Below are 18,354 nucleotides of genomic sequence, written 5' to 3'. Positions count from 1 at the left end.
GGGAGCAGTACGGTGAGAGTAGAGAATAATCTGGATACGGATCAAGTAAGAGGGCTGGTGTGGAGGTTGGCATTTCCTTCCATGCTGGCTCAATTTGTGAACGTGCTATACAGCATCGTGGACCGTATGTACATTGGAAATATAGAAGGAATCGGGGCAGTGGCCCTGGCAGGGGTTGGGATCTGCGGTCCGGTGGTGACCCTGATCTCCTCCTTTGCAAGCTGGATCGGGGTGGGAGGCGCCCCGCTGATGAGTATCCGGCTGGGACAGAAAAATGAAAGGGCGGCAACCCAAATGGTGGCTAACTGCTTTGCCCTTCTCACAGGAATGGCCCTTATTATCATGACGGTTACCTTTTTGTTTAAGGAGCCATTGCTTACATTTTTTGGCGCCAGCCCTGCTATCTTTCCCTATGCCAACGAATACATGAGCTGGTATTTATCAGGAACGGTGTTTGCGCTGCTATCAGCTGGCATGAACCAGTTTATCATATGTCAGGGATTTGCCAAGGTGGGGATGAAATCCGTTGTCCTGGGTGCGGTCAGCAACATTGTCCTGGATCCCATTTTCATATTCTATTTTAATATGGGGGTCAAGGGAGCGGCCATCGCCACGGTGATTTCCCAGATGGCCTCCTGCATATACGTGCTCATTTTCCTGTTTGGAAAGAGGCCTCTGGTGCGGATCACGTTTGGGGGATACAGATGGAATACCATGAAACAGGTGCTGATCGTTGGGCTTTCACCTTTCCTTATCATTGCTTCCGACAGCCTGCTGATTATTGTGATGAACATGGTGATCAGCAAGTTTGCCAGGCCGGGGGATGGGGATATGCTTCTCACCTGCAATACCATTGTGCAGAGCTTCATGCTTTTGATCACCATGCCGCTGGGAGGAATTACCGGTGGAACACAGACGGTTTTAGGTTATAATTATGGAGCAGGCAGGCCTGACAGGATACGCAGGGCAGAAAAACACATCGTGGTCCTGGGACTGGTATTTACAGCTGTGATGTTTATCATAGCCCAGGTGGGCCCCGGATATTTTGTACGGATCTTCACAAGGGAATCTTCCTATGTGGGAATTACGGAGTGGGCGATCCGGATCTACACCCTTTGTGTGATCCCGCTGGCCGTCCAGTACACCGTGGTGGACGGATTTACGGGCATGGGCATTGCAAAGGTGGCTGTCAGCCTATCCATGTTCAGGAAGCTGGTGTATTTCCTGTCCATGCTGTTTCTGCCCATGGTATTCGGGGTGGAAAAGGTGTTCTTTGCAGAACCGATCTCAGATATCATTGCATGTATGACAAGCACCGCCACGTATCTGCTCCTGAGCGGGAAGGTGCTGGGAGATCACAAGAGGTTCTGACGTAAAATGATACATAAATGGGAGGATGGGGAATATGAATATACTGGTAAGCGCCTGCCTGCTGGGGGTGGAGTGCAGATATAACGGCAAAGGGGTACTTGAGCCGGAGATAGAGGAACTGCTCCATACGCATCACCTGATCCCTGTGTGTCCGGAGATTATGGGAGGTCTTGCCACGCCCCGTACACCTGCCGAACGGATACAGGGGCGGGTGGTTACCAGAGATGGTGAGGACGTGACCATGGCCTATCAAAAGGGAGCGGAGACAGCGCTGAAGCTTGCACAGCTCTACGGGTGCAGGGCGGCCATATTGAAGGAGCGGAGTCCATCCTGCGGCAGGGGGCAGATCTATGACGGAACCTTTACCGCCAGATTGATACCGGGGGATGGGGTCTGTGCAGGGCTTTTAGAACAACATGGGATCAAGGTGTACGGAGAAAGCCGGATTACCAGATTGCTGGAGGAATTAGAAAGGTATTGATGCATGGATAAAGAACAGAATAAGAAAGAGGGGATATCAGTACAGGAAAAGCAGGATCCGGGCCGTCCGCGGCGAAGCAGGAGCAAGGCCGCTTTTATGGCCAGGAAAGAGGAACAGGCGCGTGAAAAAGCAGCCGGGGAGAGACGGGAGAGCCCGGCGCAGCCACAGGGAACCGTCAGTCCGCAGAACCGGAAAAACGGCATAAGAACAGACGGACCCCCCCAGGAGCCGTCCGGCAGAGGCAGGGAAGCCGGAAAAAGCCAGGAGCCGTCCGGCAAAGGCAGGGAAGCCGGAAAAAGCCAGGAGCCGTCCGGCAAAGGCAGGGAAGCCGGCGAAACCCGGGAGCCGTTGAAGGGCGGATATTGGAAAGTGGCTGCCATAGTGATGGCTCTGGCATTGGCGGCATGTGCCGGGGGATATTATTACCGGGCCATGGGATACCGGGATACATACCTTCCCCATACGGTCATTAATGGAATGGACGTGTCGGGACGGTCTTCAAAAGAAGTAAAGGATATGATATCCGCAGGAATCAGGGATTACAGCCTAACGCTCAAGCTTAAGGGCGGAAACAGCGAGTCTGTTTCGGGAGAGGATATTGACCTGCATACTGTATTTGACGGAAGCCTGGAGGAGATCATCCGCCAGCAGAATCCGTACGCCTGGCCCAGATACCTGTTCAGAGGCCCGGAATATGATATCCATACCATGATCGCATTTGACCAACGCAAGCTGGAGGACAGTCTGGGACAGCTGGACTGCTTTGACCCCGCACTGGTTACCGTGCCCGCGGATGCCTATTTGTCAGATTATGTGAGCGGCCAGGGATATGCGGTCGTACCTGAAGTTGAGGGCAATGAACTGGATCCGGACCTGGTAAGGAAGACAGCGGCAGAGCATGTGCAGGCCCTTGAAAAGGAAGCGGACCTGGAGGCGCTGGGCTGTTACCGGGCGCCCTCCATCAGGTCTGACAACAGTGCGCTTGTGGCGGCCAGGGATGCAAGGAACAGGTATGTCAATCTATCGGTGACATACACCTTTGGAAGCACAAGTGAAGTGCTGGATGGGGAAACCATTCACCAGTGGCTGGTTTCTGACGGGCAGAGCGTTGCCCTTGACAGGGATAAGATATCAGAATACATAAAGGATCTGGCGTTCAGACACAACACAGCCTACAAAAAACGCTCCTTTCAAACCAGCTATGGGGAAACCGTGGAGGTGACCGGGTTTTATGGCTGGAGGATCAACCAGAAAGCTGAATTGGAGGAGCTGGCAGAGATACTGGAGGCAGGGGAAGATACAACAAGGGAACCTGTCTATGCCCAGACAGCTGCAAGCCATGACGGCCCTGACTATGGCAATACCTATGCGGAGGTCAATCTGACAGCCCAGCACATGTTTTTTTACAAGGACGGGGAAAAGATACTGGAGTCGGACTTTGTGTCCGGAAATGTTTCCCGGGGCCATTCCACTCCCCCGGGCATATTTGCCCTCACCTACAAGCAGAGGGATGCGGTTTTGAAGGGGGAGGGGTACGCAAGCCCTGTAAAATACTGGATGCCCTTTAACGGCGGGATCGGCTTTCATGATGCCAGCTGGAGATCCAGCTTTGGCGGTTCCATCTATAAATCGGGCGGTTCCCACGGATGTGTGAACATGCCTTATGCGGCTGCCAAGCAGCTGTTTGAGAACGTGTATGCGGGCATGCCGGTGATCTGTTATGACCTGCCGGGCACGGAAAGCTCCAAGCCCAGCAAAGCATCGGGCACAGCGCCGGCGCCGGAGACCACCGCTCCTTTGGCCACAGCGCCGGCTGCGCCTCCGGCCCAGACCCAGCCGGAACAGACATTACCGGCCCAGACCCAGCCGGCTCAAACTCAGCCGGGACAGCCAGTGCCGTCCCAGCCAGCCCCCACAGAGCCGCAGATATCCATAGATCCGGTGGGGCAGTCCGCATCACCGGAGGGTACTCAGACGCCGGAGACAACGGCAGGATACGGCCCGGCATTCCAGAGCCCAGGACCCGGTGACGAAATTGGCCCGGGTGTATAATTATTAAAAAAGAATGTAAGAAAAAGGTGTTTTTTGAGGTGTGAGGGCGTTTTTTCCGGTTAATTTGTTGACAAATGAAAAAAAGCATTTTATAATGCCCTTAATGCATCTAAGGGATTACTCGTAAAGCCATTATTCAAAACTAGGGAGGATATGGACTATGGTAGAAGCTAAGAAAGATGTTAAAACAACTGTAAAGCCGGCAGAGGAGGCAGTAAAGCCAACAGCTGCTAAAGCAGAGGCAAAGCAGGCGGCACCAGTTGAAGAAGTAAAGACAGAAGCTGTGGCAGCCGCAGAGACAGAAGCGGCACCGGCCAAGAAAGCCCCGGCCAGGAAAGCAGCAGCGAAGAAGGCTCCGGCTAAGACAACTGCGGCCAAGAAGGAACCGGTTAAGAAAGATACAGTTAAAAAAGAGACGGTTAAAAAGGAAGCAGAGAAGAAAGAAGTAAAGGCTCCAGCCAAGAAAACGGCAGCTAAAAAGGCAGAACCAAAGGCAGAGGTACATTTTCAGTTTGACGGAAAAGACCTGGTGGCCAAGGATGTGCTGGACCGCGCGGTAAAAGCATATAAGAGCAATCATAAGGGTGTGGAGATCAAGACTATTGAGCTTTACATTGTTGCCAATGAAGGCACCGCATACTATGTGGTGAACGGAGAGGCCAATGATGACTTTAAGGTAGTGCTCTAAAGAGGATTGGATTTATTTGTAACAGGGATTGAAGGATGAAGTGGGCTGCTGTATCATCATGATACAGCGGCTCATTTGCCGTCATGGCATGGGACTGTTTCCTGATGTGAATATACCCTCAGTGGACAAGGGATCGGAATATAAGGATTAGTGAAAATAAAGGATGGATATAAGATGACGGAATTGCCGGTACGCTTTAAGGAGCGAATGAAAGAATTGCTGGGAGATGAATATGAGGCTTTTGAGGCCAGCTATGACAGTGAACGGGTCCAGGGGCTTCGCTTTAACTCCCTTAAGGCCTGGGGCGGGACGGAGGATGGATGGGAGGAGCAGGGAGTAAGGGACCTGGCACAAAAGGTGAGCGACAGGGCTGGATTTTCCCTGAAAAAGATTCCCTGGGTAAAAGAAGGCTTCTATTACGATGGAAGCCACAGACCGGGAAAACACCCGTACCATGAGGCCGGGCTGTACTATATTCAGGAACCCAGTGCCATGGCGGTGGTGGAGCTTCTGGATCCCCAACCCGGCGACCGTGTTCTGGATCTGTGCGCGGCTCCCGGGGGCAAATCCAGCCATATCGCGTCCCGGTTAAAGGGACAGGGATTCCTGCTGTCCAATGAGATCCATCCGGCCAGAGCCAGGATCCTGTCCCAGAATATGGAACGCATGGGAGTTTATAATTGTGTGGTTTCCAACCAGGAGCCAGGACAATTGGCGCCCCATTTTACGGAATACTTTCACGGGATCGTGGTGGACGCGCCCTGTTCAGGGGAGGGAATGTTCAGAAAGGATGAGGCTGCCAGAGCGCAGTGGAGCGAGGAGCATGTGGACATGTGTGCCGCCCGCCAGAGAGAGATACTGGACAGCGCCGCGGCCATGCTGCGTCCGGGCGGAAGGATGGTTTATTCTACCTGCACCTTTGCGCCGGAAGAAAATGAAGGGGCAATCCTGGGTTTCCTGGAGCGCCATGAGGAGTTTTGTGTGGAATCCGTGGCAGCTTACGAAGGATTCACAGAGGGGAAACCCCAATGGATCGGATGGAAAGATAGGGAGAAGGCAGGGGAGAGATCAGATCAGGAAGGGGTGGCGTCAGAGCAGACATCAGAGCTGGTAAAACAACATCATCTGGAAGAGACCTTCCGCATCATGCCCCATAAACTGGAGGGAGAAGGCCACTATATGGCTGTCCTTAAAAAGAGAGAGCCGGGGGATAAAGCTTGTTGCCAGGCACGCTTTAAGGAGGCTGTGTATCTGGACAGCAGAAAAAGGGACGGGATCTTTAAGGACTATGAAGCGTTTCTAAAGGATACCCTGGTGCGGCCGGAGCAGTTCCTTGAAAGGGATGAGTATGTTCTGTTTGGCGACCAGTTGTATCTGCTGCCACCTGAGATGCCGGACATGAAGGGACTGAAGATCATCCGGCCGGGACTCCATATGGGGGCCCTGAAAAAAAATCGGTTTGAACCTTCCCACGGCCTGGCCCTGGTTCTGAGACAAGAGGATGTGAAACGATGGGCTGAACTTCCCTCCCATGAAAGGGAGGTCATCCGATATCTGAAGGGGGAAACCCTGTCAGCGGATGAGGTCAGAGCAGAGGGGGACAGGAAGGGATGGGGGCTGGTCCTCACAGACGGCCTCAGCCTTGGCTGGTGCAAATTTGCCGGAGGAATGCTTAAGAACCATTATCCCAAGGGACTGAGGTGGATGTGAACCATTGGCCCCGATCTTATAAAAGACAGGCCATATCCTGGGGAAGCTCTGCTGTAAACTCCATGGACCTGCCGGTAACCGGATGGAGGAAACTCAGCCCGTAGGAATGCAGGGGCTGGCGTTTGATATGGCGGTAGTCGGGATGATAAAGAAAATCCCCCGGTAAAGGATGGCCGATGGACTTCATATGGACACGGATCTGGTGGGTGCGTCCCGTCTCCAGCCAAAGGCTGATATAGGATAGGTCCAGGGATTCGTTGTAAGAGATCCGCCTGTAGTGGGTGCAGGCGGATTCACCGTGTTCATGGTCTATTGCTCTCTCAATGGTGGAGCCGCTGACTCTGGCAATGGGGCTGCGGATGCACCCCTGTTCCATGGTCCTGCCGCACACCATGGCCCGGTATTCCCGCTTGATGTTACGGTTTTGCATCTCATGGGATAACACACAGGCGCTGAGCATGTGCTTGGCAAGGATGAGAAGGCCCGTGGTATCCCTGTCCAGGCGGTTGATGGCCCGGTAGGTAAAGGGCTCACCCTTCTGGCAATAATACCAGGCCACTGCATTGGCCAGAGTGTTGTCATGGTGGCCCTGAGATGGATGGACGGGAACTCCGGCCGCCTTGTCGATCACCAGGATATCCTCATCTTCATACACAATGGAAAGGGGAAGGGGGACAGGGACGATATTATGGGAGGATTCCTCCTCCGTAAGTGTGACCCTAAGCCTTTCACCGGCCTGAAGGCGGTGTACGGTATAGACAGGGATGTGATCAACAATCAATCCCTGAGGATCCTTCTTAAGATGCACCACCAGATGATGGGAATAGCCGCGGGCTTTTAAAAATTCTTCAACCGTGCAATCCTGGGACGAATCTGTTATATGGTATTCAATGGTTTTCTTGATCATGTATTCTCCTGATGTGACTTATATGTCTTCCTGGCGGTTCAGATGTTTTCTCTTGCTGGCTGCATGGTCCACGATGGAATCCTTTTGCAGAAAACTGGCCCGCTTAATGCTGTCTATGCCGTAGCGGCTGCGTATGGCATCCACTGTTTTTTCAAATTCTTTTTTCTTTTGCAGTCCCGGATCCTCAAAAAGGCTGATCTGGGAAAAGGCATCCTCTGAAATCTTTCCGGCCCGCACTCCCATGAGACGCAGTGGGGTCATGGTCCAGAATTCCCTTAATAAACGGCAGGAATGATCGTAGAGCACGGAGGTTGAATCCGTGGGTTCTGGCAGGGCCATCTGGTGGGACTGGTTCCTGAATTCCCAATCCCTCAGTTCCACACAGACATTATTGCATAGGACATGGTCTGCCCGCAGCCTGGCGCCAACTGTTTCACACAGGGACAGCAGGACCTGGCAGGCATCCTCATAGGAGGAGATATCCCTGGACAGGGTGATGCTGTTGCCGTAGGCCTTGTTAACAGGTTCCTTTTCCTCCACCGGATCATCATCGATCCCGTTGGCATACTGGTGAATGAGCTCGGCGTATTTGTTGCCCAGATGTGCCTTCAGCACCTTTGGATCGCAGGCAGCCAGCTGGCCGATGGTACGCAGTCCAAGGCTTTCCATCTTTTTCTGGGCAGCCCCTCCCACAAAGAAAAGCTCCCGGATGGGCAGCGGCCACATCTTTTCCGGCACTTCCTCCAAAAACAGGGTATGGCACTTGTTCGGCTTTTCAAAATCAGAGGCCATCTTGGCCAAAAGTTTGTTGCTGGAAATACCGATGTTCACAGTGAATCCCAGTTCCCTCCCGATCCGTTCCCGTATCCGGTTGGCTGTTGTCAGCGGGTCGCCAAAAAGATGGATGGTTCCTGTCATATCCAGGAAGATCTCATCAATGCTGAATTTTTCATGGTCCGGCGTATATTCCTCCAGCAGCTCCATCATTTTTCTGGAACACCGGATATAAAAATCAAAACGGGAAGGCACCACGGTCAGGTCCGGGCATTTGCGGCGCGCCTGGGCCAGGGGTTCTCCTGTGGTGACCCCGTATTTCTTTGCAAGAGGAGATTTGGCCAGCACAATGCCGTGCCTCATACTGGCATCCCCGCCCACCGCGGAGGGGATGGTGCGCAGATCCAGGGCATCGGGATCCTGGCTCAGCCGGTACACACATTCCCAGCTGAGAAAAGCGGAATTTACATCAATGTGGAAAATGAGGCGTCTCTTTTCCGGCTGCTCCATAATATTTCACACTCCTTTTAATGATATGATTCCATGTATAGACAGAACATATATTCTAGTTTAAGATGAAGGGGTGTTCTTGTCAATCTGTTTCATGGGGTCATATTGCTTTTTGCAGAGTGAAAGCAGGTCACAGGTCGCCGGCGTAAAAGTTGATAATGCTCATATAGTCCGCAGGAACGGGGATTTCCAGCACCAGCGGCAGATAACCCTTATTATCCCTGTGTTTTCTGCGCAGATATTCCTGGATTTCGTCCTGCTCGGTGATATCTGTTTTACCGGTTCCCGGTTCAACCATATATACGGCTCCCTTGCAGCGGTTTACCGTGCGCAGGAATTCTTCCATGTTAATGATATTCAGTTTGATCATAATAGGGCCTCCTTTGAATGCCATGGTCAGCTGGCGTGATCATCCGGCGTGGTCGGCTGTCCTGATTTCCTATCACTTTACCTGATATCATTATAGTGAAATAATATTCTTATTTATATATGGTTTCCGCCTTTATCTATCACGATCCTGCCATTCGCAGATGATGTAAAGGGCAGATGCGGATGAGGATGCGGATGAGGCGGCTGCTGCACTCATTCATTCCCCCGGCCGTATCGGCGCCTGTATTCCAATGGTGAATATCCTGTATGCTCTCTGAATACCTTTCCGAAATAACTGCTGCTTCCCAGGCCGCATGCCTGGCTGACCAGGGTGACGGATTCCCGGCCTTGGGCCAGCATACGGCTGGCCTGCTGCAGACGGTAAGCCTTAAGATATTCCACAGGAGTGGTGCGCAGACATTCCTGAAAGGTGCGGAAACATTCCCGTTCGCTGATAAAGGCAGCACCGGCAATATTCCCAACTGTAATCTTATTCCTAAAATGTTCATGGATGTATATGATCATCATTTTCAGCTTGTCATCGTTTTTTGTGCTGTGTCCATTTTCATCAAGGAGAGGGGCGCTGATGGCAAGAATCCTGCACCAAATATCAGAGAGGGAATCCCGCAGCCTGACCTCATATCCATATTCCTCAGAGGAGATCTGAAAAGACCGGCGGATGGATTCCAGAATGGAAGCCTGCTGGGGCCGGCCGGGATCCAGGGGAATAACGCCTATATGTGCGGCTGTTGTGAGAGGAAGGATATATTTTTTTTCAATCCTGCTTCCGGGAGTCCCTCCTATGAGAGATGGGTCGAACAGATGCTCCAGCTGAACCGTATGGACGATCCCTTTGGGGGACTGAGTCATATGGAGGACGTTTGAATTGAGAAGACCGCCATGACCGGCAGGAAACACAAATGTTCCCTTGGGGATATGGTATTCCACCACACCGGATTCAACATAGAACAATTCCACTTCCTTGTGCCAGTGCCAGGGGATGAAGCGGAGCGGATGCAGTTTGTCCAGTTCCACATAGGAAGCAATATGAGGAAAATCCGGACTGAAATCCGGCAGCAGTTCTTCCTTGCTGCCTTCACGGAATTGTATGCAGCATATATTTTTCAGCATGTTGCGCCTCCTTATACAGTACACAGATGATCATTTCATTATATCATACAGTTTACCGGGCAGGGAAGTACTCCATGAATAAATGCATATAGGCCAGAATAGGATGAAATAAAGGCAAAAAGGCGGCGCTGCCATGAAACGTTTTATTGTAACTATTGTATTATTGATTTCCCTTGTCTGCGGCCGTGTTCAGACCGTGCAGGGAGCATATATCACACAGCAGGAGGGGAGAAGCGGTGAGGCTGCCGGGGAGAGTGCGAAAGACGGGGATGAGACGGCTGATTTTCTGAAACTCTATGCCCAGTCCGCTGTTCTCATGGACGGCAGCAGCGGCCGTATCCTGTATGGAAAGGGCCAGGACATCATTCGCCCCATGGCCAGCACCACAAAGATAATGACATGTATCCTGGCCTTGGAGATGGGAAATCTGGAGGACAGTGTAACCGTATCCTCCACGGCCGCCTCCCAGCCCAAGGTCCATCTGGGGGTCCGGTCCGGGGAGAAATACCGCCTGGGTGACCTGCTGTATGCCCTGATGCTGGAATCCTACAATGATGCAGCGGTCATGATCGCGGAAAATATAGGGGGCAGCGTGGAAGGGTTTGCCGCACTGATGAATGAAAAGGCAAAAAGCCTGGGGTGTGAGAATACATATTTTATTACACCCAATGGACTGGACGGGGTGAAAAAGGACAAAGACGGAACAGAACATATTCATTCCACCACGGCATCGGACCTGGCGGCTATCATGCGCTATTGTGTAACGCAGTCGCCTAAGAAGGATGAGTTCCTTAAAATCACCCAGACCCAGAACTACTCCTTTTCCGACAGTTCAGGAAAACGTTCCTACAGCTGTTACAACCACAATGCTTTCCTGAATATGATGCAGGGTGTTTTGTCGGGCAAGACGGGATTTACAGGGGGAGCGGGCTACTCCTACGTTGGCGCCATGGAGAATGGGGGAAGAACTTACATCATTGCCCTTTTAGGATGCGGATGGCCCCCTCATAAAACCTATAAATGGACAGATGCCAGAAAACTCTACACCTACGGCCTGGATCATTACAACATAAGAGATGTGTTTTGTGAAAAGGAGATTCCGGATATTCCGGTGACAGGGGGCCTGTGCTGGGAGGAGGAAGGAAACTGCCAGGAATTCACAGGCGCGTCCTTGCACCTGAGCGAGGAGGAAAAAAAGCTTCCCATGCTGCTAAAGGAGGATGAACAGGTGCAGGTGACGGCCCGGATCCCTTCTATATTAGAGGCTCCTGTGCGGGAAGGGCAGAAGATCGGAACCATTGATTACAGCCTGAACGGGACCCTGGTAAAGCAGTTCCCAGTGTATGCGGACAGGGGGGTCAAGCAGATGACATTTTTCGGCGTAGTCCGCCACGTACTGGAAATTTTTATAGATTTTGGAAGGAGTTACCACATTATTTAATCTTTTCTTACGAAAGTTTGTATTATGTGAAGTTTCCTGCGTTTTTGTTGACATATGAAGGTATTTGTCATTATAATAGGATTAATGTCATAAAATAGAAATTCATACTTTTATTGGATATGGATGAAAATACAGGAGATTTGTACATAATGAAGGGAAACAAAATTAAGAAAGGTCTGGCGCTGGTGCTGGGGTTGATGATGGCAGCAAATCTTCCGGCATCGGTTGCCACGCCTTTTACAATGTTCAATTCCTACGCATATACGGGAGCTGCCACGGTAAAGGCAACCTCCCTGAATGTCCGCAGCGGCGCCGGCACGGGGTATTCATCCGTGGGCAGGCTGGCGGCAGGTGCAGCCATTAACATCATTGGCGAACAGCGGGGCACAGACGGCAATACATGGTATCAGATCCAATTTACGGGAACGGGCGGAGCGGTGAGTACAGGTTATGTGTCCTCTCTCTATGTCCGGCTTCCTGTTTCTTACACCCCGGATGCCAATTTCGAGGCATATCTGAATTCCCAGGGATTTCCGGAGAGTTATAAGAACGGTTTAAGACAGCTTCATGCCCAGTATCCCAACTGGGTGTTTAAGGCAAAGAATACAGGGCTGGACTGGAATACGGTCATTGAGAATGAGTCCGTACTCAGCCGCAATCTGGTAGCTTCCGGCAGTGTTTCTTCCTGGAAGTCTGTTGCGGACGGCGCATATAACTGGGATAACAGTACCTGGACCGGGCTGGATGGCAGCAACTGGGTGGCGGCATCACCGGATATCATCCGGTATTACATGGATCCCAGGAATTTCCTGGACGAGACCTATGTATTCCAGTTCCTGGCCCATGAATATGACCAGAATACCCAGACAAGGGAAGGCCTTACCAGCATGGTGACCGGTACATTCCTGTCAGGTTCCACCACATCCACGGGCACGGGCGGCAGTGATTTTTCCGGCGGATCATCCTCAGGTCCGGGCAGCAGCACGGGACCAGGGAGCAGTTCTCATTCGGGGAGCAGTTCGTCCAACGGCCCGGGAAGAAGTACATATGATGACAGCCAGCACGGCCCCGGTGTGTCAGGGACAAGCGGCAGCTCGACACCTTCGGGCAACAGTTCTTCCCAGGGCAGTCCGGCGTCCGGCGGCAGCGGTGAGGTGAGTCTGGAAGGACCACAGGCATCCATTACTCCCAGGGAGCATCAGCTTGTGACAACCAATGTCAGCCTGGTGGCTCCCGGACAGGATAATTCCTCCTCGTCCAATGGCCCGGTTGCAGTGGGCGGCACCAATACAGGCAGCAATCCGCCTTCAGGTGATACGTCATCCACCCAATCGCCATCCGGTAACTCACCCTCTTCCAATTCACCCTCGGGTAATTCGCCCTCGGACAATTCGCCGTCAGGCAATTCACCATCGAGCAACTCCCCGTCAGGCGTATCCACGGCAGGGACTTCGCCTTCGGGAGAAGAGGCTTCTTACATTGATATTATCATGAATGCAGCATCCCAGTCAGGGGTCAGCCCTTACGTGCTGGCAGCCATGATCTTGCAGGAGCAGGGCAACAATGGCACAAGCCCGCTTATATCCGGAAACTATTCCGGGTATGAGGGTTATTATAACTATTTTAATGTGGAAGCATATCAGTCCGGTTCCATGTCCGCGATCCAGATGGGGCTGAGATATGCGTCACAGTCCGGCACCTACGGACGTCCCTGGAACACAGTGGAAAAATCCATCCGGGGCGGGGCCCAGAGCTATGGGGAAAACTATGTAAAGGCCGGCCAGAATACATTTTACCTGAAAAAGTTTAATGTGCAGGGAAGCAACCCCTATAAGCACCAGTATATGAGCAATGTACAGGGCGCTGCGTCAGAAGCGGCCAAGCTGTCCCAGGCATATACGGCAACCATGAAGAATTCGGCGCTGGAATTCCATATTCCGGTATTTAACAACATGCCGGAGCAGGCGTGCATCGCTCCCACGGGGGACGGAAGCCCTAACAATAAGCTGTCCGGCCTGGGTGTGGACGGATTCAGCCTGACCCCATCCTTTAACAGGGATACCCAGGAGTATAACCTGATCGTGGATTCTTCCGTAACCAACATTACAGTCAATGCATCATCGGCTGACTCCAACGCCACCGTGGCAGGCGCAGGCAATATAAACCTGCAGAGCGGAGGCAACGATGTCATTATAACGGTAACCGCACAGAACGGAAATGTACGGACCTACACCATCCATGTGGTGCAGCAGGCAGGAGGACCTACCCAGGGCAGTGTTCAGAGTCCGGCAGCGCCGGATGGAAGCACGGGAGGCGGCAGTTCAGGCAGCAGCTCAGGCGGCGTAGGGCCGGGAGGCAGCGGCGGACCGGGAGCGCCGGGTGACAGCAGTATGCCTGGCGGCGGCAACACACCGGGCGGAAGCAATGTCACTATTGTGCAAGTGCAGTCCTGACAGGAAGAAAACATGATAATCTGAAAGTGGGAATAAATGATGATAAGACGAATGAGACACGGGGCTGCCATTCTGGTAATGGCATGCATGATGGCAGTGATGATGCCTGCACAGATGCTGACAGCATTTGCGGCAAGCGCTAAGATAACCTTTTCCGACCCCTCCGCCACGGTGGGAAGCCAGGTTAAGGTCAATATGAAGATAAGCAGCAGCAGTAATCTGGCCAATGCGGATATTATGCTGTCCTATGACGCCAATGCGCTGGAGTTTGTCAGCGGAACCAACGCAGAAGGCGGGGCAGGAGCTGTCCGGGTTCATGGGGATGCAGGGACGCCCAACACGGGCACCCTGGCCTTTACCCTGCAGTTTAATGCTTTGGCGGCAGGCTCCAGCAAGATCTCGGTAACCAGCCAGGAGATATATGATTCCAGTTCACAGCTGGTGACCGTGGACCATGAGGGAAGCTCCACTGTTACGGTGAGCGCCCTTCAGACCGCATCCAAGGATGCCACCTTAAAGAGCCTGAAGGTTTCGCCGGGTGAACTGAGTCCGGCATTCTCGCCGGATGTGGATACCTATGCGGTGACCGTGGGCACGGACGTGGATAAGCTGATCATCAGCGCGGACACAACGGATGATAATGCAAACAAGGTGATTTCCGGCAATGAAGGCCTCCAGATGGGAGAGAACCGGGTGACCTGTAAGGTCACGGCCCAGGATGGGGAGACAGCCAAGGAATATGTGATCGTGGTGACCAAGGCGGAGGGCGGTGCCAGCGCTGCTTCCGCGGATGCAGGAGAACAGGTCAAGATGGAGATATCCAGGCGGACTATTACCATACTTCCTCCGGACGAGTCTGTTAAGGTTCCTGACGGATTTAAGACCAGCACCATCAATATTGACGGCCACAAGGTAAAGGGCTGGGTATGGGGCGCTGATCAGGAGCCGCAGTACTGTGTTGTGTATGGTATGAATGAGGCTGGTGAAAAGAACTTCTACCGCTATGATATGAAGGACAGTGAGAGGACCATCCAGAGATACTTTGAGGATCCCGCAGCAAGCAGCATGGTGACCTCGGATCAGTACAATACATTGGCAGTACAGTATGACAAGGTACGTGAGGACTTTAACCTGTTTAGGATCCTTCTGGCAGTAACCGTTGCCATTGCAGTGGTGCTCCTGATCATCCTTTTGGTGGTTGTAATGAACAAGAAGGGCAAAGGAGGAGGCCGGGACGGCGATACTCCTGAGGAGCCAGGAGGCAGCAGAAGCAGGGCGGCCGCAAAGAAGAGAAAGCAGATATCCTCCGAAGGCGAAGACGAGTATCAGGAGGATGAGGACCAGGCCTACGAGGATGAAGACGGCTATGGCGATGAGTATGATGAATATGACGAGTATGACGGCCAGGAATTCGGGGATGAAGATGATGAGGATGAACCGGATGAAGACGGCCGGGTCTATGATGACAGGCGGGAGTACGAATACCAGATGGGGTATGAGGACGAAGGGGAATATGAGGACCGGGATGAGGATGCCGATGAGCGGGAAGAAGCTGCCCGCAGGCGCAGCCGGACAGAGCATCGCCCATCCAGGGCGTCACAGCCTCTGGAGCCGGTGCAGCCAATGGAATCAGTGAAACCCATAGACCCGGTGGAACCGCCCAAGGCAGTCCGGCCGCCTAAATCTGCAGGCCCCTCCAGGCCGTCCAGGCCAGCCCAGTCCGGCAGACCGGACCGGACAACCGGGTCAGCCCAGCCAACCAGACCGGTCCAGCCAACCAGACCGGTTCAGACATCCAAGCCGGAACAGCCGGCCGGCCTGGCCCAGGATGACGTGAATGATGATTTTGAGATATTTGATCTGTAGATTCATATAGATCCTTATAGAGCGGCAGAATGCAGCGTTCCGTAGTCGGGATGCTGCATTTTGCTTGCATCTGTGTTTTTTATAATTATAATAGAACATAAGAAAAAACAGGCAGAAGGACGGGGGATTGTTATGCTGATTATGGAAAAATTGAAATTAAAGGAAACCATGACAAAAACTGAGGAAGAAATTGCGGATTTCCTGTTGGAACAGGGGAGCAATATTGAAAAGTATTCATCTCGCAGCCTGGCGGAAGCGACCTATACTTCACCGGCCACCATTGTCCGTATGTGTAAGCGTATGGGGTTTGGCGGCTTTGAAGATTTTAAGACACAGTATATAAAAGAAATACGGTATCTGGATCAGCAGCCCGGCGAGGTGGACGTTAATTTTCCCTTTTCAGAGAAGGATACCATAATGAAGGCGGCGAACCGGATTGCTCTGCTGTACGAAGAGACAGCACAGGATACGGTGTCCCTTCTCCGTCATGATGCTTTGCAGCGTGCAGTCAAACTCCTTCGCTATAGCCAAAATGTTTATGTGTTTTCAGCAGGGACGGCTATCAACCAGGCAGAGTGCTTCCGCGAAAAAATGATCAAAATTGGAAAAAGGGTGACTATTTCTAATAATCTTAACTATCAGCTTTATGAGGCAGGTTGTCTGTCGGTCAAAGATGTGGCTATTATTATTTCTTATTCCGGTGAGACAGGAAAGACACTTCGTGTGGCTATGGAATGTAAAAAAAGATCGGTTCCTGTGATCGCCCTCACCTCCTTTGGTGAAAATTCCCTTACAAAGTATGCTGCTTGCAAATTAACCATATCCACCAAGGAAAGTCTGTTCCAGAATCTTGGGGATTTTAGTACACATCTGTCAGTCAGTCTGCTGCTGGATATTCTCTATGCAGCCTATTTCCAGCAGGATTACAATGGAAATTATCAGAGAAAGCTGGAGCGCACCAGCCTTTTGGAACGTTTCCGTAAATCCACCAATTCCATTATCATGGGAGGGGAGGAGAAGGAGTAAGTGAGGGGATGGCCGATTGTTAAAACAGTGTTTCATCCAAAGCCACAGAGGAGCGGCTCGAAGATAAAACACTGTTTCATAATCGGCCTTGTTTGTTTTCAAATAAAGTTTTCCTGCTTATAATCGGGTCATAAGGAGGTTTGATTATGAGCTTGAGAAAAGATTTCCTATGGGGAGGAGCCACTGCGGCCAACCAGCTGGAAGGGGCATTTCTTGAAGATGGAAAGGGACTTAGTATAGCGGATGTGGAGCAGGGCTCCTGTCATGGGGTTCCCAGGGTGGTCCATGATGGTGTGATACCGGGATGTTATTATCCCAGCCATGAGGGGATTGATTTTTATCACAGGTATCGGGAAGATATTGATCTGTTAGCGGGAATGGGGTTTAACTGTTTTAGGATGTCCATAAACTGGCCGAGAATTTTTCCGCAGGGAGATGAGATGCAGCCAAATGAGGCTGGACTTGCTTTTTATGACAAGGTATTTGATACCCTTTTGGAAAAGGGGATCCAACCCATTGTCACATTGTCCCACTATGAGACGCCACTGTATCTGGTGCAGAAGTATGGTTCCTGGAGAAACCGGAAGATGATTGAGTGTTTTGAACGATATTGCAGGACCGTGTTTACGCGTTACAAGGATAAGGTAAAATATTGGATAACATTTAATGAGATCAATGAGACCATGAATCAGGCAGAACCCTATCACCAAGCAGGAATACGCTATAGGGAAGGAGAAGATCATAATGAGATTAAGGTCATTGCCAGCCACAACATGTTTTTGGCAAGCGCAAGGGCCGTGATTGCAGGTCATGAGATCGATCCGCAGTTTAAAATCGGATGCATGCTGCAGTACCCGACAACGTATCCCAAGACATGCCGGCCTGAGGATGTACTGGCACAGAGGTTCCACATGATACCTAATTATTATTATACGGATGTGATGTGCAGAGGATATTACACTAACCTGTGCAGGACTCAGTTAAAGCGCATGGGGGTGGAACTGCATATGGAGGAAGGGGATGAAACGGTCCTGAAGGCGGGGACCGTGGACTATATTGCTTTCAGCTACTATTTTTCCTCTGTTGCATCCAGCGAGGACGGATCAGATATCAGGGTGGAACGTTCCAATCCATTCCTGGAACGAAATGCCTGGGACTGGCCCATTGATCCCATCGGCCTGAGGATCGCCCTTAATGAATTGTATGACCGATATCAGATGCCTCTTTTTGTTGTGGAGAACGGGTTGGGAGCTGTTGACCGTGTTGAGGAGGATGGAACAATTCAGGATGATTATCGGATCCGGTTTCTTGCATCCCATATAGAGGCGCTGAAGCAGGCGGTAGAGTTGGATGGTGTGGATGTAATGGGTTATACATGCTGGGGACCTATCGATATCATATCAGTGGGAACAGGGGAAATGCGCAAACGATATGGTTTTATCTATGTGGATAAGGATGACAGCGGAAAAGGAAGCTTAAAACGCATTAAGAAGAAATCCTATGCTTGGTATAAAAAGGTGCTGGAAACAAACGGTGAAGATATAGATATGATCGGATAATGATTGTCAGGATAAA

The 18,354-nt window shown here is 51.6% G+C and carries 14 protein-coding genes; 10 read left to right on the top strand and 4 right to left on the bottom strand.

Annotated features, from left to right (window positions below):
- Positions 1–12: 12 nt before the first annotated feature.
- From ABID13_RS00950 to ABID13_RS00930, 5 genes are all read left to right on the top strand, one after another.
- Positions 13–1,371 carry an MATE family efflux transporter gene (locus ABID13_RS00950; RefSeq protein WP_007863758.1) on the top strand — a complete coding sequence of 453 codons (1,359 nt, stop codon included), beginning with the start codon at positions 13–15 and terminating at the stop codon, positions 1,369–1,371.
- A gap of 34 nt (positions 1,372–1,405) precedes the next feature.
- Positions 1,406–1,852: a 2-thiouracil desulfurase family protein gene (locus tag ABID13_RS00945; RefSeq protein ID WP_048930625.1), complete on the top strand. Its 447-nt coding sequence runs from the start codon at positions 1,406–1,408 to the stop codon at positions 1,850–1,852.
- A gap of 3 nt (positions 1,853–1,855) precedes the next feature.
- Entirely contained in the window at positions 1,856–3,904 is a 2,049-nt protein-coding gene (locus tag ABID13_RS00940) for a L,D-transpeptidase family protein (protein ID WP_048930626.1), read from the top strand.
- Between the two features lie 160 nt (positions 3,905–4,064).
- Positions 4,065–4,592, top strand: a complete 528-nt coding sequence (locus ABID13_RS00935; RefSeq protein ID WP_048930627.1) for a DUF6465 family protein — start codon at positions 4,065–4,067, stop codon at positions 4,590–4,592.
- 174 nt (positions 4,593–4,766) lie between these two features.
- Positions 4,767–6,302, top strand: a complete 1,536-nt coding sequence (locus ABID13_RS00930) for an RsmB/NOP family class I SAM-dependent RNA methyltransferase (protein ID WP_048930628.1) — start codon at positions 4,767–4,769, stop codon at positions 6,300–6,302.
- A gap of 16 nt (positions 6,303–6,318) precedes the next feature.
- On the opposite strand, the gene ABID13_RS00925 is transcribed toward ABID13_RS00930, so the two are convergent.
- From ABID13_RS00925 to ABID13_RS00910, 4 genes are all read right to left on the bottom strand, one after another.
- Positions 6,319–7,209 (bottom strand): RluA family pseudouridine synthase, encoded by an 891-nt coding sequence (locus ABID13_RS00925; protein WP_045093339.1) that lies wholly within the window; start codon positions 7,207–7,209, stop codon positions 6,319–6,321.
- Between the two features lie 18 nt (positions 7,210–7,227).
- A complete protein-coding gene (locus tag ABID13_RS00920) occupies positions 7,228–8,493 on the bottom strand; it encodes a DNA polymerase Y family protein (protein ID WP_007863764.1) in 1,266 nt (421 codons plus the stop codon).
- 130 nt (positions 8,494–8,623) lie between these two features.
- A complete protein-coding gene (locus tag ABID13_RS00915; RefSeq protein WP_048930629.1) occupies positions 8,624–8,863 on the bottom strand; it encodes a hypothetical protein in 240 nt (79 codons plus the stop codon).
- A 212-nt stretch (positions 8,864–9,075) separates the two neighbouring features.
- Positions 9,076–9,993: an AraC family transcriptional regulator gene (locus tag ABID13_RS00910; RefSeq protein ID WP_197092200.1), complete on the bottom strand. Its 918-nt coding sequence runs from the start codon at positions 9,991–9,993 to the stop codon at positions 9,076–9,078.
- Positions 9,994–10,126: 133 nt separating this feature from the next.
- Here ABID13_RS00910 and ABID13_RS00905 point away from each other — a divergent pair, with 133 nt between their 5' ends.
- From ABID13_RS00905 to ABID13_RS00885, 5 genes are all read left to right on the top strand, one after another.
- The gene (locus tag ABID13_RS00905; RefSeq protein ID WP_048930630.1) at positions 10,127–11,434 is read left to right on the top strand and encodes a D-alanyl-D-alanine carboxypeptidase family protein; all 1,308 of its coding nucleotides are present in this window, start codon (positions 10,127–10,129) and stop codon (positions 11,432–11,434) included.
- 149 nt (positions 11,435–11,583) lie between these two features.
- Positions 11,584–13,887, top strand: coding sequence for an SH3 domain-containing protein (locus tag ABID13_RS00900; protein WP_048930631.1), 2,304 nt, complete (start codon positions 11,584–11,586; stop codon positions 13,885–13,887).
- 39 nt (positions 13,888–13,926) lie between these two features.
- A complete protein-coding gene (locus tag ABID13_RS00895) occupies positions 13,927–15,753 on the top strand; it encodes a cadherin-like beta sandwich domain-containing protein (protein ID WP_048930691.1) in 1,827 nt (608 codons plus the stop codon).
- A 132-nt stretch (positions 15,754–15,885) separates the two neighbouring features.
- Entirely contained in the window at positions 15,886–16,779 is an 894-nt protein-coding gene (locus tag ABID13_RS00890) for a MurR/RpiR family transcriptional regulator (RefSeq protein WP_048930692.1), read from the top strand.
- A gap of 146 nt (positions 16,780–16,925) precedes the next feature.
- Positions 16,926–18,338, top strand: coding sequence for a 6-phospho-beta-glucosidase (locus ABID13_RS00885; RefSeq protein ID WP_007863778.1), 1,413 nt, complete (start codon positions 16,926–16,928; stop codon positions 18,336–18,338).
- Positions 18,339–18,354: the final 16 nt, after the last annotated feature.

Source organism: Enterocloster citroniae (assembly GCF_040545455.1).
GTDB lineage: Bacteria > Bacillota > Clostridia > Lachnospirales > Lachnospiraceae > Enterocloster > Enterocloster citroniae.
The sequence above is the reverse complement of the archived record's forward strand: the minus strand, read 5'-3'. Positions and strand labels throughout refer to the sequence as shown.